This is a genomic window from Pseudomonas sp. W2Jun17 (genome assembly GCF_023127795.1).
GTDB lineage: Bacteria > Pseudomonadota > Gammaproteobacteria > Pseudomonadales > Pseudomonadaceae > Aquipseudomonas > Aquipseudomonas synxantha_A.
In genome coordinates, this window is the sequence record NZ_SPKO01000007.1 from 471,840 (window position 1) to 495,855 (window position 24,016).

The 24,016-nt window shown below is 59.2% G+C and carries 29 protein-coding genes; 9 read left to right on the plus strand and 20 right to left on the minus strand.

What is annotated here, in order from left to right; genetic code table 11:
- Window positions 1-29: 29 nt before the first annotated feature.
- On the minus strand, window positions 30-737 hold the full coding sequence (locus E4O98_RS05510) for a tellurite resistance TerB family protein (protein WP_248134378.1): 708 nt from the start codon (window positions 735-737) through the stop codon (window positions 30-32).
- Window positions 738-1,041: 304 nt separating this feature from the next.
- On the opposite strand from E4O98_RS05510, the gene E4O98_RS05515 reads away from it, so the two are divergent.
- The gene (locus E4O98_RS05515; RefSeq protein WP_032877493.1) at window positions 1,042-2,667 is read left to right on the plus strand and encodes a glucan biosynthesis protein D; all 1,626 of its coding nucleotides are present in this window, start codon (window positions 1,042-1,044) and stop codon (window positions 2,665-2,667) included.
- 53 nt (window positions 2,668-2,720) lie between these two features.
- Here the strand turns inward: E4O98_RS05515 and E4O98_RS05520 are convergent, their stop codons facing one another.
- From E4O98_RS05520 to E4O98_RS05530, 3 genes are all read right to left on the minus strand, one after another.
- Entirely contained in the window at window positions 2,721-2,906 is a 186-nt protein-coding gene (locus E4O98_RS05520; RefSeq protein ID WP_005785481.1) for a hypothetical protein, read from the minus strand.
- Window positions 2,907-3,207: 301 nt separating this feature from the next.
- The gene (locus E4O98_RS05525; protein ID WP_005785478.1) at window positions 3,208-4,314 is read right to left on the minus strand and encodes an NADH:flavin oxidoreductase/NADH oxidase; all 1,107 of its coding nucleotides are present in this window, start codon (window positions 4,312-4,314) and stop codon (window positions 3,208-3,210) included.
- Window positions 4,315-4,440: 126 nt separating this feature from the next.
- Window positions 4,441-6,342 (minus strand): potassium transporter Kup, encoded by a 1,902-nt coding sequence (locus tag E4O98_RS05530; RefSeq protein WP_005785476.1) that lies wholly within the window; start codon window positions 6,340-6,342, stop codon window positions 4,441-4,443.
- A 301-nt stretch (window positions 6,343-6,643) separates the two neighbouring features.
- Here E4O98_RS05530 and rimO point away from each other — a divergent pair, with 301 nt between their 5' ends.
- The 5 genes from rimO to tsaA all read left to right on the plus strand — a co-directional run bounded on the left by rimO (window position 6,644) and on the right by tsaA (window position 10,566).
- On the plus strand, window positions 6,644-7,972 hold the full coding sequence (gene rimO, locus E4O98_RS05535; RefSeq protein ID WP_169899532.1) for a 30S ribosomal protein S12 methylthiotransferase RimO: 1,329 nt from the start codon (window positions 6,644-6,646) through the stop codon (window positions 7,970-7,972).
- 109 nt (window positions 7,973-8,081) lie between these two features.
- Complete coding sequence (locus E4O98_RS05540; RefSeq protein WP_032877496.1) at window positions 8,082-8,555, plus strand: GNAT family N-acetyltransferase; 474 nt, start codon at window positions 8,082-8,084, stop codon at window positions 8,553-8,555.
- Between the two features lie 71 nt (window positions 8,556-8,626).
- Window positions 8,627-9,337 carry an rRNA pseudouridine synthase gene (locus E4O98_RS05545; RefSeq protein ID WP_005785471.1) on the plus strand — a complete coding sequence of 237 codons (711 nt, stop codon included), beginning with the start codon at window positions 8,627-8,629 and terminating at the stop codon, window positions 9,335-9,337.
- A 68-nt stretch (window positions 9,338-9,405) separates the two neighbouring features.
- Entirely contained in the window at window positions 9,406-9,867 is a 462-nt protein-coding gene (locus E4O98_RS05550) for a DUF1456 family protein (RefSeq protein ID WP_005785469.1), read from the plus strand.
- Window positions 9,868-9,870: 3 nt separating this feature from the next.
- Window positions 9,871-10,566, plus strand: coding sequence for a tRNA (N6-threonylcarbamoyladenosine(37)-N6)-methyltransferase TrmO (tsaA, locus tag E4O98_RS05555; RefSeq protein ID WP_005785467.1), 696 nt, complete (start codon window positions 9,871-9,873; stop codon window positions 10,564-10,566).
- 128 nt (window positions 10,567-10,694) lie between these two features.
- On the opposite strand, the gene fpr is transcribed toward tsaA, so the two are convergent.
- Window positions 10,695-11,474 carry a ferredoxin-NADP reductase gene (fpr, locus tag E4O98_RS05560; RefSeq protein ID WP_003189055.1) on the minus strand — a complete coding sequence of 260 codons (780 nt, stop codon included), beginning with the start codon at window positions 11,472-11,474 and terminating at the stop codon, window positions 10,695-10,697.
- Between the two features lie 125 nt (window positions 11,475-11,599).
- Between fpr and E4O98_RS05565 the strand changes: the two genes are divergently transcribed.
- Window positions 11,600-12,526, plus strand: coding sequence for a LysR family transcriptional regulator (locus E4O98_RS05565; RefSeq protein ID WP_248134380.1), 927 nt, complete (start codon window positions 11,600-11,602; stop codon window positions 12,524-12,526).
- Between the two features lie 3 nt (window positions 12,527-12,529).
- On the opposite strand, the gene E4O98_RS05570 is transcribed toward E4O98_RS05565, so the two are convergent.
- From E4O98_RS05570 to E4O98_RS05580, 3 genes are all read right to left on the minus strand, one after another.
- The gene (locus E4O98_RS05570; protein WP_003189051.1) at window positions 12,530-12,892 is read right to left on the minus strand and encodes a diacylglycerol kinase; all 363 of its coding nucleotides are present in this window, start codon (window positions 12,890-12,892) and stop codon (window positions 12,530-12,532) included.
- A 75-nt stretch (window positions 12,893-12,967) separates the two neighbouring features.
- Entirely contained in the window at window positions 12,968-13,618 is a 651-nt protein-coding gene (gene erdR, locus E4O98_RS05575; RefSeq protein ID WP_032877498.1) for a response regulator transcription factor ErdR, read from the minus strand.
- Window positions 13,619-13,869: 251 nt separating this feature from the next.
- A complete protein-coding gene (locus E4O98_RS05580; RefSeq protein WP_032877499.1) occupies window positions 13,870-14,589 on the minus strand; it encodes a tRNA-uridine aminocarboxypropyltransferase in 720 nt (239 codons plus the stop codon).
- Between the two features lie 178 nt (window positions 14,590-14,767).
- Here E4O98_RS05580 and E4O98_RS05585 point away from each other — a divergent pair, with 178 nt between their 5' ends.
- A complete protein-coding gene (locus E4O98_RS05585; protein ID WP_103733429.1) occupies window positions 14,768-15,208 on the plus strand; it encodes a PA3611 family quorum-sensing-regulated virulence factor in 441 nt (146 codons plus the stop codon).
- 293 nt (window positions 15,209-15,501) lie between these two features.
- The gene (locus E4O98_RS05590) at window positions 15,502-16,614 is read left to right on the plus strand and encodes a TIGR00730 family Rossman fold protein (RefSeq protein WP_032877501.1); all 1,113 of its coding nucleotides are present in this window, start codon (window positions 15,502-15,504) and stop codon (window positions 16,612-16,614) included.
- Window positions 16,615-16,676: 62 nt separating this feature from the next.
- Here E4O98_RS05590 and recX read toward each other — a convergent pair whose 3' ends face one another.
- From recX to E4O98_RS05650, 12 genes are all read right to left on the minus strand, one after another.
- Window positions 16,677-17,144 (minus strand): recombination regulator RecX, encoded by a 468-nt coding sequence (gene recX / locus E4O98_RS05595; RefSeq protein WP_005785456.1) that lies wholly within the window; start codon window positions 17,142-17,144, stop codon window positions 16,677-16,679.
- Between the two features lie 8 nt (window positions 17,145-17,152).
- Window positions 17,153-18,211: a recombinase RecA gene (gene recA, locus E4O98_RS05600; protein ID WP_005785454.1), complete on the minus strand. Its 1,059-nt coding sequence runs from the start codon at window positions 18,209-18,211 to the stop codon at window positions 17,153-17,155.
- An 83-nt stretch (window positions 18,212-18,294) separates the two neighbouring features.
- Window positions 18,295-18,795 (minus strand): CinA family protein, encoded by a 501-nt coding sequence (locus E4O98_RS05605; protein WP_005785452.1) that lies wholly within the window; start codon window positions 18,793-18,795, stop codon window positions 18,295-18,297.
- Between the two features lie 81 nt (window positions 18,796-18,876).
- Window positions 18,877-19,371, minus strand: a complete 495-nt coding sequence (locus E4O98_RS05610) for a lysis system i-spanin subunit Rz (protein ID WP_248134382.1) — start codon at window positions 19,369-19,371, stop codon at window positions 18,877-18,879.
- The gene (locus E4O98_RS05615; protein ID WP_103733426.1) at window positions 19,359-19,910 is read right to left on the minus strand and encodes a glycoside hydrolase family 19 protein; all 552 of its coding nucleotides are present in this window, start codon (window positions 19,908-19,910) and stop codon (window positions 19,359-19,361) included. The genes E4O98_RS05610 and E4O98_RS05615 overlap by 13 nt, the downstream gene beginning before the upstream one ends.
- On the minus strand, window positions 19,907-20,098 hold the full coding sequence (locus E4O98_RS05620) for a hypothetical protein (protein WP_103733425.1): 192 nt from the start codon (window positions 20,096-20,098) through the stop codon (window positions 19,907-19,909). Before E4O98_RS05620 ends, E4O98_RS05615 begins: the two co-directional genes overlap by 4 nt.
- Window positions 20,091-20,444 (minus strand): hypothetical protein, encoded by a 354-nt coding sequence (locus E4O98_RS05625; protein ID WP_103733424.1) that lies wholly within the window; start codon window positions 20,442-20,444, stop codon window positions 20,091-20,093. The genes E4O98_RS05620 and E4O98_RS05625 overlap by 8 nt, the downstream gene beginning before the upstream one ends.
- Window positions 20,441-21,535, minus strand: coding sequence for a hypothetical protein (locus E4O98_RS05630; protein ID WP_005785442.1), 1,095 nt, complete (start codon window positions 21,533-21,535; stop codon window positions 20,441-20,443). The genes E4O98_RS05625 and E4O98_RS05630 overlap by 4 nt, the downstream gene beginning before the upstream one ends.
- A 70-nt stretch (window positions 21,536-21,605) precedes the next feature.
- Window positions 21,606-21,932, minus strand: a complete 327-nt coding sequence (locus tag E4O98_RS05635) for a hypothetical protein (protein WP_103733423.1) — start codon at window positions 21,930-21,932, stop codon at window positions 21,606-21,608.
- 2 nt (window positions 21,933-21,934) lie between these two features.
- Window positions 21,935-22,966 carry a pyocin knob domain-containing protein gene (locus tag E4O98_RS05640; RefSeq protein WP_146097857.1) on the minus strand — a complete coding sequence of 344 codons (1,032 nt, stop codon included), beginning with the start codon at window positions 22,964-22,966 and terminating at the stop codon, window positions 21,935-21,937.
- A gap of 66 nt (window positions 22,967-23,032) precedes the next feature.
- Window positions 23,033-23,746 (minus strand): hypothetical protein, encoded by a 714-nt coding sequence (locus E4O98_RS05645; RefSeq protein ID WP_248134383.1) that lies wholly within the window; start codon window positions 23,744-23,746, stop codon window positions 23,033-23,035.
- Window positions 23,743-24,012, minus strand: a complete 270-nt coding sequence (locus tag E4O98_RS05650; protein ID WP_146097855.1) for a hypothetical protein — start codon at window positions 24,010-24,012, stop codon at window positions 23,743-23,745. The genes E4O98_RS05645 and E4O98_RS05650 overlap by 4 nt, the downstream gene beginning before the upstream one ends.
- Window positions 24,013-24,016 lie beyond the last annotated feature (4 nt).

Consider the following 24,016-nt stretch of genomic DNA (forward strand, 5'->3'; position numbering starts at 1 on the left):
GCGGGGCAGAGCTGCGTCGATAGCCTTACTTATGCGTTGAGCCGCACTTGCTTTTCCAACTCCAGCTTTAAGCCGGGTTCAAGTTTCAGTTGGCGGGCCAGTTCATCCAGGTAGGCTTTTTCCATGAAATTTTCCTCATCCACCAGCATTACGCTGGCGATGTACATTTCGGCGGCCATTTCCGGGGTGCTGGCGGCGCGGGCGACGTCGGTGGGGTCCAGGGGCTTGTTGAGTTCAGCGTGCAGCCAGTGTTGCAGTTCCTGGTCGTTGTCCAGCTTGGTGAATTCGCCTTCGATCAACGCGCGCTCGCGCTCATCCACATGACCGTCTGCCTTTGCGGCGGCCACCAGTGCCTTGAGAATGCCCTGGCTGTGTTGTTCAACCTGGGCCGGAGGCAGGCGGTCGATGGTTTGTGGTTCGCCTTGGGGGGCGCTGGCTTGCTGGGCTTGCCAGTTGCCGTAGGCTTTATAGGCAATCACACCCAATGCGGCCAGGCCACCGTAGGTCAGGGCCTTGCCGCCGAATTTGCGCGCTTTTTTGTTGCCCAGCAGCAAGCCCATGGCTCCGGCCGCCAGGGCGCCGCCGCCGGCACCGCCGAGCATGCTGCCCAGCCCGCTACCGCCGAGTAAACCGCCAAGGGCGCTTTTGTCGTTGGATTTGCGTTGGCCGCCAGCCTTGTTTTGCAACATATCCTGGCCGGACTTGAGCAACTGATCGAGCAATCCGCGGGTATTCATTCGTAGCCTCCAGACACTTGGGTTCATAGGACCAATAGGCCCCCAGCGTAAGACGAAGTGCCAAAAAGCCGCGATCTAGAGTGCTTCCAGATGTAACGCGGGTATGCCAACCAGGAAACGTCTTGTTGCATATGCAAGGCCATCATCCCGCCATCAATCAATTTGCCTTGTTCATCGAACCGCTTAAGCTATCCGGCGTCTGTTTATTGTCCGTTGCGTTTGGCCGAAGGCATGTCCGAACCGTTATTTCTGATCCGCTACGTGCCAGGAACGGCGCGGGATTTGCTCACGACAGGTTGTCTCTATGCACCGCAGGAATTTGCTCAAAGCATCCATGGCCATTGCGGCTTACACCGGTTTGTCGGCCAGCGGCCTGCTGGCCGCGCAGGCTTGGGCCGGGAACCGTGCCGCCGACGGCGAGGCCGTGGCGTTCGATTTCGAAGCGCTCAAGGCGCAAGCCAAGCAACTGGCCACCCGTGGCTATCAAGACACTAAGCAGGTGCTGCCGCCAACCCTGGCCACCATGACCCCGCAGAATTTCAACGCCATTGGCTACGACGGTAACCATTCGTTGTGGAAAGAGTTGAACGGCCAACTGGACGTGCAATTCTTCCATGTCGGCATGGGCTTCAAGACGCCGGTGCGCATGCACAGTGTCGACCCCAAGACCCGCGAGGCTCGCGAAGTTCATTTCCGCCCTTCACTGTTCAACTATGAAAAAACCACGGTGGACACCCAGCAACTGACCGGCGACCTGGGTTTTTCCGGCTTCAAGCTGTTCAAGGCGCCGGAGCTGGACCGCCATGACGTGCTGTCGTTTCTCGGCGCCAGCTACTTTCGCGCGGTTGACTCCACCGGCCAATATGGCCTGTCGGCCCGCGGCCTGGCGATTGATACCTACGCGAAAAAACGCGAGGAATTCCCCGACTTCACGCAGTTCTGGTTCGAAACTCCGGACAAGAATGCCACCCGCTTTGTGGTCTACGCCCTGCTTGACTCGCCAAGCGCCACCGGCGCCTACCGCTTCGATATCGACTGCCAGGCCAACCAGGTGGTGATGGCAATCGACGCGCACATCAATGCACGCACTGCCATCGAACAATTGGGCATCGCCCCCATGACCAGCATGTTCAGCTGCGGCACCCATGAGCGGCGCATGTGCGACACCATCCACCCGCAAATCCACGATTCGGACCGCCTGGCCATGTGGCGCGGCAATGGCGAGTGGATCTGCCGCCCGCTGAACAACCCGGCCAAGCTGCAATTCAACGCGTTCGCCGACACCGACCCCAAAGGCTTCGGCCTGGTGCAGACCGACCATGAGTTCGCCAGCTACCAGGACACCGTCGACTGGTACAGCAAGCGCCCAAGCCTGTGGGTTGAACCTACCACCGCGTGGGGCGAAGGCTCGATCGACCTGCTGGAAATCCCCACCACCGGCGAAACCCTGGACAATATCGTCGCCTTCTGGACCCCGAAAAAGCCCGTGGCCGCGGGTGATTCGCTCAACTATGGCTACAAGTTGTACTGGAGCGCACTGCCACCGGTGAGCACGCCGCTGGCGCAGGTCGACGCGACCCGGTCAGGCATGGGTGGTTTTACCGAAGGCTGGGCACCCGGCGAGCATTACCCGAAGGTGTGGGCGCGGCGTTTCGCCGTAGACTTCAAAGGCGGCGGGCTGGATCGCCTGCCAGCGGGCACCGGCATCGAGCCGGTGGTGACCTGCTCCCATGGTGAGGTGAAGGATTTCAGCGTGCTGGTGCTGGATAACATCAAGGGCTATCGCATTCTGTTCGACTGGTACCCCACCAGCGACAGTGTGGAGCCGGTGGAGCTGCGCCTGTTTATTCGCACCCAAGACCGCACCCTGAGCGAAACCTGGCTGTATCAGTACTTCCCGCCCGCACCGGAGCAGCGCAAGTACACCTGAAATTAACCGCCTGATCATTCCCACGTCGCAGCGTGGGAATGATCGCAGGTGGCTTAGAACCGCGATACGCTTTTCATCGCGCCAATCAGATACCGCATCGCCACCTGATCACTCTCGGTCAGCGCCCGGTACTGGGCCAGCAACTCCATTTCATCCGAACTCAACCTTCGACCCCGCAATGACATCCGGCGGCTCAGAAAAGACGCCATTGCACCCGCTACGCCATAGGATTTGGCCATGGACCACTACTCCTGATATCAGTCAAATACTCCTGGTGCCCATTTCCAAACTCCCCCCGAAGCACAACGCTTTCGTGGTCAAGCAGCCTACCTCCCTGGGCTAGGAACCAGGCTTACCCTAAGCTTAGAAACTATCTTGTGGCACGTGGGATTTTTTTAGAGTATTCACTTAAAAAAATGGCCTCGGTAATAAAACCCTACAGCGCTTGCTTACGCCGTGGTCGATACAGGACGCGAGTTCTGGCAACCGCAAGAAAAAACCCACCGTATCAGGGTGGGTTCGACCTAACTGTGCGCGGGATCAATCGCGCAGATCCGACTCATGAATCGGCTGGTCCCGATGGGTTGCCCGCTGGTACTGCGCCGGCCAGATAGCCTTGCGCCCGCCCAGGTCATCGTCGGCATGCAGCGGCCAGTACGGGTCGCGCAGCAGTTCACGGGCCAGGAAGATGATGTCGGCCTGGCAGGTGCGCAGGATGTGCTCGGCCTGGGCCGGTTCGGTAATCATGCCAACCGTGCCGGTGGCGATGCCCGACTCCTTGCGCACGCGCTCGGCGAAGCGCGTCTGGTAGCCAGGGCCGGTGGGGATCTCGGCATTGGCGGCGGTGCCCCCGGAGGACACATCGATCAGGTCAACACCCAAGTCTTTCAGGCGGCGCGCCAATTCCACGGTTTCATCCGGGTTCCATCCGTCTTCGACCCAGTCGGTAGCCGATACCCGCACAAACAGTGGCAACTCCTGAGGCCAGGCCGCACGTACGGCCTTGGTCACCTCCAGCACCAGGCGAATGCGGTTTTCGAACGAGCCGCCGTAGTGGTCCTGACGCTGGTTGCTGATGGGCGAGAGAAACTGGTGCAGCAGGTAGCCATGGGCAGCATGGATTTCCACCACTTCAAAACCTGCGGTCAAGGCACGCTTGGCGGCAGCGACAAAGTCGGCGATTACTTGCTGGATCTGCCCTTCGTCCAATTGCTTGGGCTGGGTGTGATTGGGGTCGAAGGCAATCGGCGAAGGGCCCACCGGCACCCACCCGCCCTCCTCCGGCTTGACGCTGCCATGCTTGCCGATCCAGGGCCGATGGGTGCTGGCCTTGCGCCCGGCATGGGCCAGTTGAATACCCGCCACCGCGCCCTGGGCCGCGATAAAGCGCGTGATACGCCGCAGCGGCTCGATCTGGGCGTCGTTCCACAGGCCCAGGTCCTGGGCGGTGATACGCCCATCAGCAGTCACGGCGGTGGCTTCGGTGAAAATCAGCCCCGCGCCCCCCACGGCTCGGCTGCCGAGATGCACCAGGTGCCAGTCATTGGCCAGGCCGTCGTCGCTGGAGTATTGGCACATCGGCGAGACCGCGATGCGGTTGAGCAGGGTCAATTGGCGCAGGGTATAGGGTTCGAGCAGCTGACTCATGGCGCACCTCTTCTGGGTTCTATGGGCACTGTTCAACAGTGTTTAGAGCCTAGTCGACAACCACCGATTGCACAGGGTTCAGAAAGGAAAGCGGGAGCCGATTGCCGGCTCCCGTTATGCAGCGCCTTACATTTCGACCTGGGTGCCCAGCTCGATCACACGGTTTACCGGCAGCTTGAAGAAGCGCAGGTTACCGTTGGCGTTCTTCAACATGAAGGCGAACAAGGTTTCGCGCCAGCGCGCCATGCCCTTGATGCGCGAGGCGATCACGGTCTCGCGGCTGAGGAAATAGGTGGTGCGCATCGGGCTGAAATCCAGATCATCCAGATGGCACAGTTTCAGCGCTTCGGGCACGTCCGGCTCATCGGTGAACCCGAAATGCAGGATCACGCGAAAGAAGCCTTCGCCGTAGGAGTCCACCTCGAAACGCCGTGCGGCAGGCACCCGTGGAATGTCTTCGTAGACCACCGTCAGCAGCACCACCTGCTCATGCAGCACCTGGTTGTGCAGCAGGTTATGCAACAGCGCGTGGGGCACCGCATCCGGGCGCGCGGTCAGGAACACCGCCGTGCCCTGCACGCGATGAGGCGGCTGCACGCGGATGCTGCTGATAAAAATCGGCAATGGCAGCCCACCCTCGTCGAGGCGCTCGACCAGCAATTGCTTGCCGCGCTTCCAGGTGGTCATCAACACGAACAACACGATCCCCGCCAGTACCGGGAACGCGCCGCCCTGGATCACCTTGGGCACGTTGGCGGCGAAAAACAGACCGTCCACCAGCAAGCAGCAGAGCAACACCGGCACCGCCAGCACCGGCGGCCACTTCCACAGCAACAGCATGACCGCCGACACCAGGATGGTGGTCATCAGCATGGTGCCGGTCACCGCTACGCCGTAGGCCGACGCCAGGGCACCGGAAGATTCGAAGCCCAGCACCAGCAGGATCACGCCCACCATCAACGACCAGTTCACGGCGCCGATGTAGATCTGGCCTTGCTCGGCACTCGAAGTGTGCTGGATGTGCATACGCGGGATGTAACCCAACTGGATCGCCTGGCGGGTCAACGAGAACGCACCGGAAATGACTGCCTGGGACGCGATCACGGTCGCCAGGGTGGACAAGCCCACCAGCGGGATCAGCGCCCAGCTCGGTGCCAGCAGGTAAAACGGGTTGCGCGCGGCCTCCGGATCGCCCAGCAGCATCGCGCCCTGGCCGAAATAGTTGAGCACCAGCGCCGGCAGCACCAGGATGAACCAGGCACGGGCGATGGGCTTGCGCCCGAAGTGGCCCATGTCGGCGTACAACGCTTCGGCGCCGGTCAAGGCCAGCACCACCGCGCCAAGAATCGCCACGCCGATGCCGGGGTGAACCATAAAGAAGCGCACGCCCCATGCAGGGTTCAGCGCATTCAATACTTCAGGCTGCTGCAGAATGCCGTACACCCCGAGACCGCCCAACACCAGGAACCAGGTGACCATCACCGGGCCGAACAGCTTGCCGATACGATCGGTGCCGTGTTTCTGGATCAGAAACAGCGCCACCAGCACGATCAGCGCGATGGGCACCACCCATTTTTCCAGGCCGTCAAACGCCAGCTCCAGACCTTCAATGGCCGACAATACCGAAATCGCCGGGGTGATCATGCTGTCGCCATAAAAGAGCGCCGCGCCACACAGGCCGCACACCACCAGGAAACTGCGCAATTTAGCGCGCTCCCCAGCAGCCCGCCGCGCCAACGCGGTGAGAGCCATGATGCCGCCCTCGCCCTGGTTGTCGGCACGTAGCACGAACAACATGTACTTGATCGACACCACCCAGATCAGCGACCAGAAGATCAGCGCCAGAATCCCCAAGACGCCGTCATGGTTGACCTGCACCCCATAACCACCGTTGAACACCTCTTTAAGGGTGTAGAGCGGGCTGGTCCCGATATCGCCATAAACCACCCCGACCGCTGCCACCAGCATGCCAATCGGCTTGGCGTTTGAATGCTCGGCACCTGCTGCCTGACTACTTGCCTGACCCATCAACCACTCCTGCCCTTTGACCCAAGGTCTTTTATAAACAGCACGACTAAGCTGACCCTAGCATGCGCTGTTTTACTTCTCGAAACAGACGTTTTATTGACCCAAGGGCATTACCCGTGCGCAACGGCGCGAAGCATAGCGCAGCACTCGTCGCATTTCCCTGCATAAAGCTGGTCAAGTGCGCTGCCCGCCGATAGAATTGCGCACTTTTTGATCAGAGGCGCACCAAGCGCCCATCCGTTGCCTTGTCGTGCACGACCGGCAGCGTCATTCAATACCGAGGTTAGACATGTCCACCACCATCGCAAAAGCCAACCCCAAGGTTGGCTTTGTTTCCCTGGGTTGCCCGAAGGCTCTGGTCGACTCCGAGCGCATCCTCACGCAACTGCGTATGGAAGGCTATGACGTCGTGTCCACGTACCAGGACGCCGATGTGGTGGTGGTCAACACCTGCGGCTTCATCGACTCGGCCAAGGCGGAGTCGCTGGAAGTGATCGGCGAAGCCATCAAGGAAAACGGCAAGGTCATCGTGACCGGCTGCATGGGCGTGGAAGAAGGCAATATCCGTAACGTGCACCCGAGTGTGCTGGCGGTGACCGGCCCGCAGCAGTACGAGCAGGTGGTCAACGCCGTGCATGACGTGGTGCCGCCACGCCAGGATCACAACCCGCTGATCGACCTGGTGCCGCCCCAAGGCATCAAACTGACCCCACGCCACTACGCGTACCTGAAGATATCCGAGGGCTGCAACCACAGCTGCAGCTTCTGCATCATCCCGTCGATGCGCGGCAAACTGGTGAGCCGCCCGGTGGGTGATGTGCTTGACGAGGCCCAGCGCCTGGTCAAATCCGGCGTCAAGGAGCTGCTGGTGATCTCCCAGGACACCAGCGCCTACGGCGTCGACGTGAAATACCGCACTGGCTTCTGGAATGGCGCGCCGGTGAAAACCCGCATGACCGAACTCTGCGAAGCCCTCAGCAGTCTGGGCGTGTGGGTGCGCCTGCACTACGTTTACCCGTACCCGCACGTGGACGAGCTGATCCCGTTGATGGCCGCCGGCAAGATCCTGCCGTACCTGGACATCCCATTCCAGCACGCCAGCCCCAAAGTGCTCAAGGCAATGAAACGCCCGGCGTTCGAAGACAAGACCCTGGCGCGTATCAAGAACTGGCGCGAGATCTGCCCGGAGCTGATCATCCGCTCCACCTTCATCGTCGGCTTCCCCGGCGAGACCGAAGAAGACTTCCAGTACCTGCTCGACTGGCTGACCGAAGCGCAGCTGGACCGCGTCGGCTGCTTCCAGTACTCGCCAGTGGAAGGCGCTCCGGCCAACCTGCTGGACCTGGCCGTGGTGCCGGACGACGTCAAGCAAGATCGTTGGGAGCGCTTCATGGCGCACCAACAGGCGATCAGCTCTGCACGCCTGCAACTGCGCATCGGCAAGGAAATCGAAGTGCTGATCGACGAAGTCGACGAGCAAGGCGCCGTTGGCCGCTGCTTCTTCGATGCACCGGAAATCGACGGCAACGTGTTTATTGACGATGCCAGCGGCTTGAAGCCGGGCGACAAGGTCTGGTGCACCGTGACCGACGCCGACGAGTACGACTTGTGGGCTGAAAAGCGCGACTGAAGCGTGTTTGCGTAATATTTTGAAAAAGCCCCGCCTCTGACAAGATGCGGGGCTTTTTTAGGTCTATCGTTTTGCTCATCAGCGCAAATAACGCCAAGAGGCAGCGGTCATGCGACAGCATTCGGTCATCTATACGCCTAAATCCAGCGACTACCCGCGCCTGGCGCAGATCTGGGAAGCCTCAGTACGCGCCACCCACGACTTCCTGCCGGACAGCTATATAGACCGGTTGAAAAACCTGGTGCTGACCCGCTACCTGGATGCGGTGATGCTGATCTGCACCAAGGACTCGCGCCAGCGCATCACCGGGTTCGCCGGGGTGGTGGCCGGCAAGGTGGAAATGCTGTTTATCGACCCGCAACACCGTGGCCAGGGCCTGGGCCGGCAATTGCTGGGCTATGCCACCGAACACCTGAACGCCGAGGAACTGGACGTCAACGAGCAGAACCCCCAGGCGCTGGGCTTTTACCTCAAGCAGGGCTTCGAGGTGATCGGACGCACGGAGCATGATGGCCTTGGGCAGCCTTACCCGTTGCTGCATATGCGTTTGCGCCAGCTGCAACAACAGGCGCGCCAGGGCTAAATGAAATGGGCTCGGGATTAACCGGCGCCAGGCAGGTACAATAGCCGCCCCCTTTTGTTACGGCCCTTGTCATGACTGACCCCATACGCCTCTCCAAACGCCTTATCGAACTGGTCGGTTGCTCCCGTCGGGAGGCTGAGCTGTTTATCGAAGGCGGCTGGGTCTCGGTGGACGGCGAAGTGATCGACGAGCCGCAGTTCAAGGTCACAACCGAAAAAGTCGAGCTGGACCCAGAGGCCAAAGCCACCCCACCAGAGCCGGTGACCATTCTGTTGCACGCGCCGGCAGGCATGGACGCTGAAACCGCCATGGCCACGATCAGCGCCGAGACCTTGTCTGAAGAACACCGCTTCAGCAAGCGCCCGCTCAAGGGGCATTTCCTGCGCCTGACCGCCAGCGCCGACTTGCAAGCCAAGGCCAGCGGCTTGCTGGTGTTCACCCAGGACTGGAAGATTCTGCGCAAGTTGACCGCCGACGCCGCCAAGATCGAGCAGGAATACGTAGTAGAAGTCGAAGGCGACATGGTTGCCCACGGCCTCAACCGCCTGAACCACGGCCTGACTTACAAAGGTAAGGAACTGCCCGCCGTGAAAGCCAGCTGGCAGAACGAAAACCGCCTGCGCTTTGCGATGAAAAACCCGCAACCCGGCGTTATCGCGCTGTTCTGCGAAGCTGTTGGCCTGAAAGTCATCGCCATCCGCCGTATCCGCATCGGCGGCGTGTCCATTGGCAAGGTGCCAGTGGGCCAATGGCGCTACCTGTCCGGCAAAGAGAAGTTCTAAGCCGTTCCCCTTTTCCCGACACCGCCTGATTGGGCGGCGTCATCAGTTCAATAGCAGGATTGCTCACCATGATTCACAACGATGTACTGCGCAGCGTGCGCTACATGCTCGACATCAGCGACAACAAGATGGTCGAGATCATCAAGCTCGGCGGCATGGACGTGACCAAGGAAGACCTGCTGACCTACCTCAAGAAAGATGAGGAAGAAGGCTTCGTGTTCTGCCCGGATGAAGTCATGGCTCACTTCCTCGATGGCTTGGTCATCTTCAAGCGCGGCAAGGACGAAAGCCGTCCACCGCAGCCGATCGAAACGCCGGTGACCAACAACATCATCCTGAAAAAGCTGCGCGTGGCCTTCGAACTGAAGGAAGACGACATGCATGCCATCCTCAAGGCAGCGGAGTTCCCGGTGTCCAAGCCAGAGCTGAGCGCGCTGTTCCGCAAGTTCGGCCATACCAACTACCGCACCTGTGGTGATCAGTTGCTGCGTAACTTCCTCAAGGGCCTGACCTTGCGGGTCCGTGCCTAAGCCATGAGTTACCAGGTCTCGCCCGTCGGTTTCGTACGCTCCTGCTTCAAGGAGAAGTTCGCCATCCCGCGCCAACCGCAACTGGCACCGGCTGCCCGTGGCGTGCTGGAGTTGGTGGCGCCGTTCGACCAGGGCGAGGCGGTGCAGGGGCTGGAACAGGTCAGCCATGTGTGGTTGCTGTTCCTGTTTCATCAGGCCCTGGAAGACAAGCCACGCCTGAAAGTGCGCCCGCCACGCCTGGGCGGCAATACGTCCATGGGCGTGTTTGCCACCCGTGCCACTCACCGACCTAATGGCATTGGCCAATCGGTGGTCAAGCTGGACAAGGTGGAACCGGGACGATTGTGGATTTCCGGGATCGACTTGCTCGATGGCACGCCGGTGCTGGATATCAAGCCATATGTGCCCTATGCCGACATTGTCGACAGCGCCACCAACAGCATCGCCAGCAGCGCGCCGCAACTGATTGCGGTGCAGTGGCTCAAGACTGCGCTGCAACAGGCGCAAGGCCACGCTCAACGCCTCGGCGAGCCGTTGGTGGAACTGATTGAGCAGTGTTTGGCGCAGGATCCGCGGCCGGCGTATCAGGTTCCTACGTCGGAACGGGAATACGGTGCGCAATTCTGGGATGTGGATGTGCGCTGGCACTACCCGGAACCCGGGATGATTTGTGTGCTGGAAGTGGTTCCCGCCGGATAAAGCGGAGACTGAATGTGGGAGGGGGCTTGCTCCCGATAGCAGTGGGTCAGTCACCAGATGCAGTGACTGACACTCCGCCATCGGGGGCAAGCCCCCTCCCACATTTTGATCTGCTTACTGACGCGGTATTACTTCTCGACGAACGCACGCTCGATCAGGTAATCACCCGGCTCACGCATCCGTGGCGAAACCTTCAGGCCGAAGCTGTTCAGCACTTCGCTGGTCTCATCCAACATGCTTGGGCTGCCGCACAGCATGGCGCGGTCGTCTTCGGGGTTGATCGGTGGCAGGCCGATGTCGCTGAACAGCTTGCCACTGCGCATCAGGTCGGTCAGGCGGCCTTCGTTTTCGAACGGCTCGCGGGTCACGGTCGGGTAGTAGATCAACTTGTCACGCAGGGCCTCGCCGAAGAATTCGTTCTGCGGCAGGTGCTCGGTGATGAATTCGCGGTAGGCGACTTCGTTGACGTAGCGCACGCCGTGGCACAGGATGACTTTTTCGAAACGCTCGTAGGTCTCCGGGTCCTGGATCACGCTCATGAACGGCGCGAGGCCAGTGCCGGTGCTGAGCAGGTACAGGTGTTTGCCCGGCTTCAAATCGTCAAGCACCAAGGTGCCCGTCGGTTTTTTGCTGATGATGATCTCGTCGCCTTCCTTCAAGTGCTGCAATTGGGAAGTCAGCGGGCCATCCGGCACCTTGATGCTGAAGAATTCCAGATGCTCTTCCCAGTTCGGGCTGGCAATCGAGTAAGCGCGCATGAGCGGGCGGCCGTTGGGCTGTTGCAGGCCGATCATCACGAACTGACCGTTCTCGAAGCGCAGGCCCGGGTCGCGGGTGCACTTGAAGCTGAACAGAGTGTCGTTCCAGTGATGAACACTGAGGACACGCTCGTGGTTCATGTTGCTCATGTACGGGGGACTCCTGGAAATGGGTCTGCGCCAAAGGTAAGGATGCGCAATTGCACAGCATTCTAATGGCGGCGACAATATCTGTTAACTGGATTATTAAGATAAGGGTTATCGGTTATATCGATATGCGATTTACTCTCCGTCAACTGCAAGTTTTCGTCGCCGTCGCCCAGCAGGAAAGCGTCTCTCGCGCTGCTGGCCTTCTGGCCTTATCTCAATCCGCCGCCAGCACGTCGATTACCGAGCTGGAGCGTCAATCCAGCTGCCAATTGTTCGACCGCGCCGGCAAACGCCTGAGTCTCAACGCCCTCGGTCACCAGCTATTGCCCCAGGCGGTTGCACTGCTGGACCAGGCCAAAGAGATCGAGGACCTGCTCAACGGCAAGTCCGGCTTCGGCTCCTTGGCGGTCGGCGCGACCCTGACCATCGGCAATTACTTGGCGACGCTGCTGATTGGCAGCTTTATGCAGCAGCATCCCGAAAGCCAGGTGAAACTCCATGTGCAGAACACTGCACATATCGTGCATCAGGTAGCGCACTACGAAATTGACCTGGGTCTAATCGAAGGTGACTGCAGCCATCCGGACATCGAGGTGCAAACCTGGGTAGAAGACGAGCTCGTGGTGTTTTGTGCGCCCCAGCATCATCTGGCCAAACGTGGCGTGGCCAGCATGGATGAGTTGACCCACGAGGCGTGGATCCTGCGCGAACAAGGCTCGGGCACGCGCCTGACGTTTGACCAGGCCATGCGCCATCATCGCAGCGCGCTGAATATCCGTCTGGAACTGGAACACACCGAGGCGATCAAGCGGGCAGTGGAGTCGGGGTTGGGGATCGGCTGCATTTCGCGGCTGGCGCTGCGCGACGCGTTCCGCCGCGGCAGCCTGGTACCGGTGGAAACCCCGGAGCTGGACCTGGCCCGGCAGTTCTACTTCATCTGGCATAAGCAGAAATACCAGACCTCGGCGATGCGCGAGTTTCTCGAACTGTGCCGCGCTTTCACCGCCGGGGTGCAGCGCAGCGACGAGATCGTACTGCCGAGTATTGCCTGATCGTTAGATCAGGATCACCGCCCACACCAGGGTGATCATGGTCAGTGCCACAAATTGCGCGGCGCTGCCCATGTCCTTGGCGTTCTTCGACAGCGGATGGCGGTCCAGGGAAATACGGTCAATGGCCGCTTCTACCGCAGAGTTGAGTAATTCGACAATCAACGCCAGCAGGCACACTGCAATCAGTAGTGCTCGCTCGACCCGGCTGACCTGCAGGAAAAAGCTCAAAGGGATCAGGATGACGTTCAACAACACCAACTGACGGAACGCCGCCTCGCCGGTGAAAGCTGCGCGCAGACCATCCAGGGAATAGCCCCCTGCATTGAAGATACGTTTGATACCGGTTTGACCCTTGAAAGGCGACATAGATGTAGGCAACTGAACCAAAGAAGTGGGGAAGCTAGATCACGCAAAGTCAAAAAAGCGTGAAGCGGCTGTAACTTAATGTTGCGAGATTGACTCAAGTTGTTGCAAGAGCAACGCCGCCTGGGTCCGGGTACGCACTCCCAGCTTACGGAAAATCGCCGTTACATGGGCCTTGATGGTCGCTTCCGACACGCTCAATTCGTAGGCAATCTGCTTGTTCAGCAAACCCTCGCAGACCATGGTCAGCACCCGAAACTGCTGGGGTGTGAGACTGGCCAGGCCATCACGGGCGGCCTTGGCTTCGTCGGACACGTTGATTTGTTCAAACGCCTGGGGCGGCCAGGACACATCGCCGTCCAATACCGCGCGCACGGCTTTCTGGATATCTTCCATCGCGCTGGACTTGGGAATGAAGCCACTGGCGCCAAACTCCTTGGAGCGCACCACCACGTCGGCTTCCTCCTGGGCCGAGACCATCACCACGGGGATCTGCGGGTATTGCCCGCGCAGCAGCACCAGCCCGGAAAAGCCGTAGGCACCGGGCATGTTCAGGTCAAGCAGCACCAGGTCCCAGTCGGATTTTTCGGTGAGGCGAGCTTCCAGTTCGGCGATGCTGGCCACTTCGACCAGGCGAACATCAGGGCCAAGCCCCAGGGTGACTGCCTGATGCAGAGCGCTGCGAAACAGCGGATGGTCATCGGCTATCAGGATTTCGTATGTGGCCATTGGTTAAATGATCCTGTTTTTTATGGCAGCCCTGATGGTTCAGGGCTCACCAATACACAAGGCGACGGCCTGGCAGCTATCGCCACAGGGCCTGCTCAACGTCAAAAGCACTTGAAACGACGTCAGGCATTCACGGTTGCGCCCCAATCGGCGCCCAGCATGACCAGCGTAGCCTGGAGGGTCAAGCACTACGCCCGCGGGCATTTTAGCGGGTTGCAGGTTTACGGTGCCATCATGCAAACGTCGTCTGGTTATACCGCCGGGATGTAGGGTGCAAGGCGAGTATGCACAGCGTCCATCGGGTCCAGCGGCATTTGGAACTTGGCAGCCAGGTAATGGGTGCTGAATACATCGAGATAGGCATCCAACACTTCGCTGGCGGCCACGTCTTCGGCCAACTCCAGACAAAGTGCCGCCACCTCGGCGGTGCAGAAATGGTCATCACGCTTGGAACGCCGCAGTTTGTAGCGTGACAACTGCTCTGGCGCCAGGCTCAGTACCGGCAAGTGCTCCAAGTAGGGGCTTTTGCGAAACATCTTGCGCGCTTCGCTCCAGGTGCCGTCCAGCAGTATGAACAGCGGGCGCTTGCCCTCCTCCATGCGCACTTCACTGACCACCCGTTCCGGTGCCACGAATTCACCAGGGAAGACAATATATGGCTGCCACTGCGGGTCAGCCAACAATCTGAGCAAATCGGGGTCGACTTCGGTGCGCGACCATGCGAATGCAGTGGTGTCGTGTATGACATCAGCGATCAGCCAACCCGTGTTACTGGGTTTCATCGGCTCAACGTCATGCATCAACAGGCACATGGCCGACTTGGCTTGTACCTGGGGCCGCCAGGCACATAAGCAGTACTCGGGAATTACCCGACAGCCGGGGCAACGCTCAGCTCGGGAACCACGATTAAGAAACGGCCTGACGGCACGCGCCAGACGCTGAGCACGCAAACGGGAAACGGCGTGGCTCATCGGGCACGCGGCGAAGAAAAGGGAATCGGCACGGAAGAAACTCGTGAAAAGCAGAAGTCCCGCAGTTTACCAGCGATACGCCTGGCTGTAGTGGCAAGGGCTCACCTATAATTGCGCGCCACTGAACGCACAGCGCAGTGGCTGGTCTATGCACCAGTAACCGAATCAGGAGAGTTTCATGCTGCGTTCCATGCTGCGCCTTGTTGCCCCATCCCTCGCCATAGCGTTGGTCTTGCCTATGGGCGCCCACGCGGCCTCGCTGCTGGAGGCTCAAATGAATAGGAAACTGCAAAGCGTCGCGGCCGAAAGCAACAAGGACCTGCCCCGGGAAATTGATGAAAAGACCCTGGAAGTGGCCTACACCGTTGAAGGTATGCAGCTGATTGATCACCTCAGCGTTCAGCCTGATCGTGCCGAACAGATGCGTGCCAACCCCAAGGCTGTGTATTTCCAGCTCGGCCGCAGCGTCTGCACCAACCCAGGCTACCGCGAGCTGATGGCCAAGGGCGCAGTGATGCGCTATGAAATCACCGAGAACAAAAGCAACCGCCCTGTGGCATCGGTCAAGTTCGTTGAAGCGGATTGCCCGGCACCGGCTGCGGCGAAGAAGAAAAAGTAAGCACGATTTGACCGTCGCGCGCTGCTGTCCAGCGGCGCGCACTCCCCCGCTCCAGCTCCTGCCAACGACTAAACTACGCGATGAGTAACCAATAAGCGGTTGCCAGCCAAGGGTTTTTCGGCCCATGATCAAGCCATCCCATACGCCCGCCCACAGCTACTTCAATGCTGTTCTGTAACACTTTCAGGGCATAAGCGGCCTGCCCTCCTGTGGCATGCAACGACACATGCAGTGTCGTGGCCCCGACGACGCTCTCGTCGACTATCCAGGCCCTGTAAAGAAGGAGAAGTTGAATGCCTTATGAATCCAATGATCAGTTGCTTCGTCATTTTGAAGAAAACGGGACCGACCTCACGCAGCAGGTCGACGCGCAAATCCAGTTGATCGCCCCCAACAGCCCGAATATCCCCCTTTATCGCGACATGATCCTTACCGTTCTGCGCATGGCCCAGGACGACCGGGATCGCTGGAATGCCAAGATCACCCTGCGCGCCATTCGTGAATTGGACCATGCATTTCGCGTACTCGAACAATTCAAGGACCGGCGCAAGGTGACGGTGTTCGGCTCGGCACGTACACCTGTGGAAAGCCCACTGTATGCACTGGCACGAGAGGTGGGTGCAGCATTGGCGCGCTCCGACCTGATGGTGATCACCGGCGGTGGCGGCGGCATCATGGCGGCAGCCCACGAAGGCGCGGGCCTGGCGCACAGCCTGGGGTTCAATATCACGCTACCCTTTGAACAGCACGCCAACCCCACCATCGATGGCACCGAAAACCTGCTGTCATTCCACTTCTTCTTTACCCGCAAGCTGTTCTTCGTCAAGGAAGCCGACGCGCTGGTGTTGTGCCCAGGCGGTTTCGGCACCCTGGACGAGGCTTTGGAAGTACTGACCCTGATCCAGACTGGCAAGAGCCCGCTGGTGCCAGTAGTGTTGCTGGATGCGCCAGGCGGTGGGTTCTGGCAAGGTGCCCTGGACTTTATCCGCAGCCAGTTGGAAGCCAACCGCTACATTCTGCCTACTGACCTCAAGCTGATACGCCTGGTCTACAGCGCCGAAGAAGCAGTGGATGAAATCAACCAGTTCTATGCCAACTTCCACTCCACCCGTTGGTTGAAACGCGAGTTTGTGGTGCGCATGAACCATCCTCTCAGTGAGCGTGCTCTGGCCCATTTGCAGCAAGAGTTTGCCAGCCTGCGGCTCAGTGGCGAGTTTCAACAGCTCGCCTATACAGGCGAAGACCATGACGAACCAAGGTTCAGTCACTTGACCCGCCTGATGTTCAACTTCAATGGCCGCGACCAGGGGCGACTGCGTGAATTGGTGGATTACATCAACCTGCCGGAAAACTGGGCACAGGCCCAAGGCAAGACGCAGCAACGTGTGACGTCACTGCCGGCGTAGTTTTTTGCAGGCGAAAAAAAAGGCCCACTATTTTCATAGTGGGCCTTTTCGTTTTGGGGCGTTCAGTCGTCCATATCGCGGCCGCTCAACAAGCGGCTGATCATGTCCATCGAAAACCCGCGATAGCTCAGAAAGCGCCCTTGCTTCGCACGCTCCCTGGCGTCAATCGGAAGGTGCCCCGCAAACTTGCGGCGCCAAGTGTCTTCCAACTGCGACTGCCAGTTGATACCGCACTCACGCAGGGCAAGGTCGATATCGGCACGTTGCAGACCACGCTGGCTCAGCTCTTCACGAATCCGCGCAGGGCCGTAACCGGAGCGCGCTCGGTAGGACACAAAACTTTCAAGGTAACGGGCTTCCGACAACAGCCCTTCTTCTGTCAAACGGTCGAGGGCTGTTTCGATCATCTCAGGCTCTGCGCCGCGCTGACGCAATTTACGCGTCAGCTCGACTCGGCCATGCTCGCGGCGAGCGAGCAGGTCCATTGCAGTGCGCCGAACGGCAACGAGTGTATCCAGTACAACGGTCATCGTTTGCTTCAGATGTCAGTGTCGGCTTCTTCCATCTCGTCAACCGGCTCGCGGTTAGCGGCAGCTTTCACGTCCGGCGCCGGGGTCAGCAGCTTGTCGCGAATCTGCTTCTCAAGCGTGGCAGCGATATCCGGGTTGTCCGCCAGGAACTTGGCCGAGTTGGCCTTGCCCTGACCGATCTTGCTGCCGTTGTAGGCATACCAGGCACCGGACTTTTCGACGAAACCGTGCAGTACACCCAGGTCGATCATCTCGCCGTTCAGGTAGATACCCTTGCCGTAGAGAATCTGGAACTCAGCCTGACGGAATGGCGGGGCCACTTTGTTCTTCACAACCTTGACGCGAGTTTCGCTACCGACAACCTCGTCACCTTCCTTCACCGCGCCAGTACGGCGGATATCCAGACGGACCGAAGCGTAGAACTTCAGCGCGTTACCACCGGTGGTGGTTTCCGGGCTGCCGAACATCACGCCGATCTTCATGCGGATCTGGTTGATGAAGATCACCAGGCAGTTGGCGTTCTTGATGTTACCGGTGATTTTACGCAGCGCCTGGGACATCAGGCGGGCTTGCAGGCCCACGTGCATGTCGCCCATTTCGCCTTCGATTTCAGCCTTGGGTACCAGGGCAGCCACGGAGTCGACCACGATCACGTCAATGGCGTTGGAGCGCACCAGCATGTCGGTGATTTCCAGGGCTTGCTCGCCGGTGTCCGGCTGGGAAACCAGCAGGTCATCGACGTTGACGCCCAGCTTGCCGGCGTACTCAGGATCCAGGGCGTGCTCGGCGTCGACGAACGCGCAGGTGGCGCCCATCTTTTGCGCCTGGGCAATCACCGACAGGGTCAGGGTGGTTTTACCGGAAGATTCAGGACCGTAGATTTCAACGATACGGCCTTTTGGCAGGCCGCCAATGCCGAGCGCGATGTCCAGACCCAGAGAGCCAGTGGAAATAGCCGGGATCGCCTGACGGTCGTGATCGCCCATACGCATTACGGCACCCTTGCCGAATTGACGTTCGATCTGACCCAGGGCCGCAGCCAAGGCTTTCTTCTTGTTGTCGTCCATTAAAGTCCTCACGTAATCAATAAGGCCTGACGGCCAACACCTGTATAAGTAGACAGTATTGTTCCACAAAGATCGGTGATCGCCTACCCCTGTTTCTCGATTTCTGCTGCAGCTCGTCGCAACAAGCCCTCCAGTGCGGCTTTTACCGTTTGTCGGCGCACCTCGTCGCGGTTGCCGGGGAAGTGCGCAAGCTCGGCTGTCACCTCGTCGCCCACTGCAAAGGCCAGCCAAACGGTGCCCACCGGCTTGTCTGGCGAGCCGCCATCGGGGCCGGCCACACCGCTGACCGCCACGGCAAACCGCGCCAGGCTTTTTTCCTGCGCGCCGCGGGCCATCGCCTCCACCACTTCCTGGCTGACGGCGCCTACTTTGGAAAAGAGTTTTTCCGGCACGTTCAACTGCCGGGTCTTCTGGCGATTGGAATAGGTGACATAGCCCGCCTCGAACCAGGCCGAACTGCCCGGGATCCGCGTGATGGCTTCGGCAATGCCGCCGCCGGTACAGGACTCGGCAGTGGTGACGTGGGCACTGAGCACCTGCAAACGGCGCCCCAGTTCAGCGGCCAGTTGAGTGATTTCCTTCACGGTCGTCTCCAGGAGTGGGCGGGGGTTCGCCTACCCTACAGGAGCCTATCGGCCATGCAAGATACAGAGTGCATCAAGAGGCTAACGCGCGACGGCCTGCACATAGGCCTGGCAAGCGCGCAAGGCGATCAGGGCGCTGTCGCCGTCGTCGGTGATGCGGATAATTCGCTGAGCATGCGCCGGGTCAAGTCGGGCTCGCGGGGCTGCATGAACCAGGCTGCCGGCGGTGGTGGAGGCAGGCACTGTACAGCCAGTGGCGGCGCTGTCGAGAAGGACTGACAGCCGCACATCAGCAGTGGCCAGGCGGTCGCGCAGAGCAGCTTGATTGCGTTGGGCATTGGTTAATTCCTGGGTGTGTTGCTGGTCGCTGGCGTTGAGCTGTTGCTCAAGGGCCAGGCGCTTGGTCTGTTCGGCCTGTTGCTGGCGAAGGATTGCCTGGCTTTGTTGGCTGAGCGCTTGCGCGTGGACCACCGATTGCAGCTCCAACTGCGCCCTGTATCGCCACGCCTGCACCTGCCAAACAAGCGCCATGAGCAGGCACACACCCACCAAGCGAAACGCACCTAGGAAACGCATAGCACCGCCTTCGCCCGCGCCCACAACTGCAAACGGTCGTCCAGACCGTTGAGCCCACCGTTGATGCGCCGGGTGATGGTGGTGAACTGGTCTTTGTCGGCGAGCTCGTTGAGGCCGTTGCTTTGCCAGAACCAGGCGGCGGATTCGCAGGCCCATTGCGGTTGTTCCAGCAGTTGCGGCTGGAGCAGCAGGCGATCATCGCCGAACAGGGCCTGGCTGCACGCAAGGTAATTACGACGGCCGGTTATCTGGATCAGCCCTCTGCCACGATACTTTTGTCCATCTGCGTCCGCTTCGGGGGTGTTGCCCAGGCGCGCCGCCAAGACGCCGGTGTCGTATTTGCTCAGGTATTGATCACTGCCCAGCTCGCGCACGTAGTGCAGCTCACCGGACTCGTGACCGATTTGAGCGAGGAAGGCTGCGGCGCGTTGGGGAGTGTTGATTTGCCGATTCAGCATTGCCAAGTTGAGTGAGGATATGAAAACGCCCGCTAGAGAGCGGGCGCGTGGGAAGACTTGCTGAAGTTGCGCGAGCGTCATGGGATGACCTTGCCACGGGCCACCGCCCTGGCCGCCAGAATCTCTGCGGGTACGGGCGTGTTCTCTTCAAGAAACCGCAAACTGTACCAGTCGGTAGACGCCAGATAAGCGAGGGCCTCACGCGAGTCCGCCTGTGCCTGGAGGTCTTGGGGCGTCTGGTTTTTTTCAAGTTTCGACAAATCAAACATCGCTCAAGTCCTCCGCGGGTTTGGCTAAGTGAGTGGGCAGATCAATCGGCTCGACCGGAAAGGGAACCGGCCCGGCCGATACCTGGAGCCTGCCGTTCTGCCACATGTAAGCTGGCGCATCCGCGTTGACGGCCAGCTTCAAGGTCAATTCGATCTCGCCATTACGACGGCTGACGGGCCCTGCGAACAATTCATGCCCGATGGCGGACATCGGCAGGGTCATCCCGTCAGGGATCAGCGAAAGGTCAATCCTCTGGTCATTCAGGATCAATATTTCACCTTCGACAAAGGCTGTCGTGGGAGTCGCGGTGCCAAGAGGCCGAAAAGGAACATGGTGAATAATCATGCGTGCCATCTCCCGATTGCCGTCACTGTCACGATATTGTTCAGCGTCCGGTCAGACATAAAAAAGTAGGAACCACTATTGCCGTAGCACCTGGCCGACATGTCCCAGTCAATCGACGGGTAAATGTTGGGGAACACCGCCACAGGCGTATCCGCGAAAGCCGCCAGCCATGCAACGTTGCGCGTGACACCAGCGGTGTAGCCGGTGAAGCGCTGCTGACAGATTTGCAAACCGCCGGCAAAGCGGAAGTACCAATTATCAAGCGAACCACCGCGCTCGATGAGCCCCGAATTAATCGGCAGGGCACCCGAAGGGCCAGCGTTGAGTACCCCGGAAATCGCGTTGCCGTTATGAAGAATGCTGCGCCAGTTGGGCGCAGCCGCGCCTGGGTTGACACTGAACTGGCGGAAGTGAATACCGTCCCCCGATACCGCCATCGACAACTGCGCACGCCATTGCGGGTCATGGCCCCACGCCTGGGACAGCACACTGATCGCACCAAAGCCCGGCACACCGTCGGGGTGCAGGTAGTAGCTGTACAGGCCGGTATTGGCTTTGTTGGGCGAAGCGGTTTGCGCCGCCGATAGCCCCATCAATTCTCCCGGCGTCGCGCCTGGCGCAGTCCCCAGAGCGAAAACCGAGGTATTGATTTCGGCGCGCCACGGCGTCCACTGGCCATCAGCCCGTCGACCACGGGTGAAAACCGACTCATCCAGCATGGCTTTCGCGGTTTGCCAGATATAGCCACCCGAGTTGGCAATCTGCAGGATCTGCACATAAGGATTGGGGAGGTTGGCGCCCCCATTACCAAACTGAAACAACCCACTGACACGCGGCAGTTCGTTGGCATCGTCGGTGGGCTGTTTCGAAATGGGCTCGGCACCCCAGCCCGCATGACCCATCATTGACACCCGCCCTGGGGTGAAGTCGTCGCTGCCGCTCACCACGTTTTGAGTGGCTGCAGTGCCCAACTGAGCCTGGCGGGCGAACAGCTCCTGGGTCATTGCGTTGATCTTGATACTGGCGCTGCGCGGTGTGTCACCGCCGACGCCAGTGGGTGCCGCACCAATATTGATTTCCTGTCGTGCCATGTGGACTCTCCATAGTCATTTCAATAAAAAGCCCGCACAAAGGCGGGCACCGGAAACGCCAGTCAACTATTCAAAAAACTGGCACGACCACCGGAGCCGAATCAGCGATTTCACAATGCAAAGAGACGGCCCCCACCAACTCGTAGGGTTGCCCATCTTTTTGCAATTTAACGGTCATGATTTTTCGGGAGTACGTGACAACTGCCGAAACCTCTTTCTCACCCACTCCCATGCTGTAGCCCCACCCACTTCCTTCAGGCGCCAGCGGGATAAGACCCAACGTACCGCGCACTTCATAGACACCTTGAGCCTTTCGCTTGGAGGTGACTTTTTGATTGCTGAACGGCACAACCGTGCAGGCGCCCTCGGCCCCGCTTAGTTCAATGACTGCTCTCATTTTCAAATCGCCTTTATCGAGCCATCAGCCTGTTTTGCGCAGTTGGCCGTGTTCAGAGTGGTGATGACATTCAGCGCGCCCATGTTCATGCCGCTGGTAGGCGGTGCGATGTCCGCTTCTGTGATCCAGTTCGATGCAAAGGCGGCAGGCACTTCAAGGGTGCCAGTCTGAATTGAGTACATCGCAAACCGGGGCAGGTAGACCACGCCGGGAAAACCGATGTAAATCGACATCAGGCCGGTCTCTGGACGGCGGTACACGCTGACTTTCAAAGCGGATCCGCTTTGCACGCTGCCGATGGCCGGGGATGCTGCATTCAACAGCGCAACGCCGGAACTGAACGCGCCCTGGTAGTAGTACCAGGACAGGTCGAGCGTAAACGGCGACGTGTAACCGTTTATGCAGCCCACACAACGAATCAACGGCGACTCGCTCTCGGTATAGGGGATGGTGGTGTGGATGGTCAGCGAGGAAACCAGCGAACCACTGGCCCTCCCCGCCTCCGTAGTGTTCTGCCCCAGCAGGCGCTCACCATCGGCCTGGAAGGCACGCGACTTGAGACCCAGCCGTTGCTGGGTGGAAGCCAGGCCCGGGCCGTCGGTGAGGACTTTTTGCCAGGGTTGCCAAACACCCACAACCTCCACACGAACCCACCTCGAAGCGTCGTTGACGACGAAGTACTCTTGCATGGTATAGCCGGCGCCGGCCTCATTGACGGTCAACCAACCGTTTTGGCCTGTGGGGGTATGCAAGCCGGATATTGAATAATAGGTGCCCGCTTTGCGCACACCATCAAGGTCTGCTTCCGGGAGGGGATTGTAGGCACCCACGCCGAAGTCGCCCACGCGAACGACTCGGCCTGGAGTATGGTCATCGGCGCTTGTCGTCAATATGCCGGAAGCCGCCGAGCCAAGTGCATCCATCCGGCTATATAGCTCTTGAGTCATTGCGTTGATTTTAAAGTTAGCGCTACGCGGAGTATCACCCCCTACGCCGCTGGGGCGCGTACCGAGATCAATTTCTTGTCGTGACATCCTTCACCTCCAAATTGAAAATCCATTTCAAGCTCAGCAATATCCTTATCTTGTTATCTCTCGTAGTCATATCCCGCTTACGTCTACTACGAGGTAGCTGTAGGCTTCAGCTCGATAATTAAACTCTTTCACCTGATGCTGCTTGGTATAACCAAAATAATAATAATATTTGACCTTGAAATTTATTTTACCTGGGCCGTGAGTGAAGAAGTTGGTGCTCGCATACTCATTAATCCTAAAGTTCCCACCGCCACCTGTAAATTGCGTGGTGCGCCAACTTCGCCCACATCGGCCTCCAAACACAACTGCATATTTCTTGCCTGCTTCATAATTATGATCGCCGACCACCGCCTCAAAATTATCCGTTCCGACCAATACGTCTCTTACAATTAACTGAGGCGTCGTCGCGTCATACACCAACTCGCCATGGTCATTGAATATCTGCATGCCAAAGGCACCTCCCGCAGACACGCCCGGCCGGAAACGATATACATCCAAGTTGACGATCGTTGAACCGTCCGTGACGTAACGCTGGATGTAACCGCCGCCACTGCGCGATACATTCGCCAGGCACACTGAGTGAGCTTCATTCTGGGCGCGTACAGCCACAATTTCCTCGGCATCCGGTATCCAGACATCCAAGTACTGCCCCCACGCCGGGTTACTGCTGGTGGCAGTACTCACCTGAGTTGTCTTACTCACAAAACCGTAGGTTTTAAAGTTTTGATCAAGGAGGACACTACGGTCATCGTTTAAAACTTGAAAGCCAATAGCCATCATGAAATACCGTACGTAATAAGCCCTGGATTGACAGAGGCACTCCACATCAAGGTGTTCTGCGAAATACGGCATTGGGGCCCATCAGTAACATTGATGCCGGCCTCAAGTGTGACCATATACCAAGGACGACCTTGGGCAAATGCATCGACCACCAACGAACCTGCTCCCGTGCCGCTGCTTATTCTGCCAATGACCCGGGCAAGCCGAGTATTTACATCGACCAGCACTCCGCCCTGTGCATTGAACGCTTGAAATCCTGCTGCCATAGCC

Excerpts from the sequence above, each read along its gene's own strand:
- E4O98_RS05580 (WP_032877499.1), bottom strand. The coding sequence starts at position 14,589 with ATGAGCCACGCCGTTTCCCGTTTGCGTGCTCAGCGTCTGGCGCGTGCC.
- E4O98_RS05545 (WP_005785471.1), top strand. The coding sequence starts at position 8,627 with ATGACTGACCCCATACGCCTCTCCAAACGCCTTATCGAACTGGTCGGT.
- E4O98_RS05525 (WP_005785478.1), bottom strand. The coding sequence starts at position 4,314 with ATGAGTCAGCTGCTCGAACCCTATACCCTGCGCCAATTGACCCTGCTC.
- E4O98_RS05615 (WP_103733426.1), bottom strand. The coding sequence starts at position 19,910 with ATGACGCTCGCGCAACTTCAGCAAGTCTTCCCACGCGCCCGCTCTCTA.
- E4O98_RS05510 (WP_248134378.1), bottom strand. The coding sequence starts at position 737 with ATGAATACCCGCGGATTGCTCGATCAGTTGCTCAAGTCCGGCCAGGAT.
- E4O98_RS05635 (WP_103733423.1), bottom strand. The coding sequence starts at position 21,932 with ATGAGAGCAGTCATTGAACTAAGCGGGGCCGAGGGCGCCTGCACGGTT.
- E4O98_RS05540 (WP_032877496.1), top strand. The coding sequence starts at position 8,082 with ATGCGACAGCATTCGGTCATCTATACGCCTAAATCCAGCGACTACCCG.
- E4O98_RS05620 (WP_103733425.1), bottom strand. The coding sequence starts at position 20,098 with ATGTTTGATTTGTCGAAACTTGAAAAAAACCAGACGCCCCAAGACCTC.
- E4O98_RS05650 (WP_146097855.1), bottom strand. The coding sequence starts at position 24,012 with ATGGCAGCAGGATTTCAAGCGTTCAATGCACAGGGCGGAGTGCTGGTC.
- E4O98_RS05515 (WP_032877493.1), top strand. The coding sequence starts at position 1,042 with ATGCACCGCAGGAATTTGCTCAAAGCATCCATGGCCATTGCGGCTTAC.
- E4O98_RS05630 (WP_005785442.1), bottom strand. The coding sequence starts at position 21,535 with ATGGCACGACAGGAAATCAATATTGGTGCGGCACCCACTGGCGTCGGC.
- recA (WP_005785454.1), bottom strand. The coding sequence starts at position 18,211 with ATGGACGACAACAAGAAGAAAGCCTTGGCTGCGGCCCTGGGTCAGATC.
- E4O98_RS05640 (WP_146097857.1), bottom strand. The coding sequence starts at position 22,966 with ATGTCACGACAAGAAATTGATCTCGGTACGCGCCCCAGCGGCGTAGGG.
- tsaA (WP_005785467.1), top strand. The coding sequence starts at position 9,871 with ATGAGTTACCAGGTCTCGCCCGTCGGTTTCGTACGCTCCTGCTTCAAG.
- fpr (WP_003189055.1), bottom strand. The coding sequence starts at position 11,474 with ATGAGCAACATGAACCACGAGCGTGTCCTCAGTGTTCATCACTGGAAC.
- E4O98_RS05645 (WP_248134383.1), bottom strand. The coding sequence starts at position 23,746 with ATGATGGCTATTGGCTTTCAAGTTTTAAACGATGACCGTAGTGTCCTC.
- E4O98_RS05565 (WP_248134380.1), top strand. The coding sequence starts at position 11,600 with ATGCGATTTACTCTCCGTCAACTGCAAGTTTTCGTCGCCGTCGCCCAG.
- E4O98_RS05590 (WP_032877501.1), top strand. The coding sequence starts at position 15,502 with ATGCCTTATGAATCCAATGATCAGTTGCTTCGTCATTTTGAAGAAAAC.
- E4O98_RS05585 (WP_103733429.1), top strand. The coding sequence starts at position 14,768 with ATGCTGCGTTCCATGCTGCGCCTTGTTGCCCCATCCCTCGCCATAGCG.
- E4O98_RS05570 (WP_003189051.1), bottom strand. The coding sequence starts at position 12,892 with ATGTCGCCTTTCAAGGGTCAAACCGGTATCAAACGTATCTTCAATGCA.
- E4O98_RS05625 (WP_103733424.1), bottom strand. The coding sequence starts at position 20,444 with ATGATTATTCACCATGTTCCTTTTCGGCCTCTTGGCACCGCGACTCCC.
- recX (WP_005785456.1), bottom strand. The coding sequence starts at position 17,144 with ATGACCGTTGTACTGGATACACTCGTTGCCGTTCGGCGCACTGCAATG.
- E4O98_RS05520 (WP_005785481.1), bottom strand. The coding sequence starts at position 2,906 with ATGGCCAAATCCTATGGCGTAGCGGGTGCAATGGCGTCTTTTCTGAGC.
- E4O98_RS05610 (WP_248134382.1), bottom strand. The coding sequence starts at position 19,371 with ATGCGTTTCCTAGGTGCGTTTCGCTTGGTGGGTGTGTGCCTGCTCATG.
- E4O98_RS05530 (WP_005785476.1), bottom strand. The coding sequence starts at position 6,342 with ATGGGTCAGGCAAGTAGTCAGGCAGCAGGTGCCGAGCATTCAAACGCC.
- E4O98_RS05550 (WP_005785469.1), top strand. The coding sequence starts at position 9,406 with ATGATTCACAACGATGTACTGCGCAGCGTGCGCTACATGCTCGACATC.
- erdR (WP_032877498.1), bottom strand. The coding sequence starts at position 13,618 with ATGGCCACATACGAAATCCTGATAGCCGATGACCATCCGCTGTTTCGC.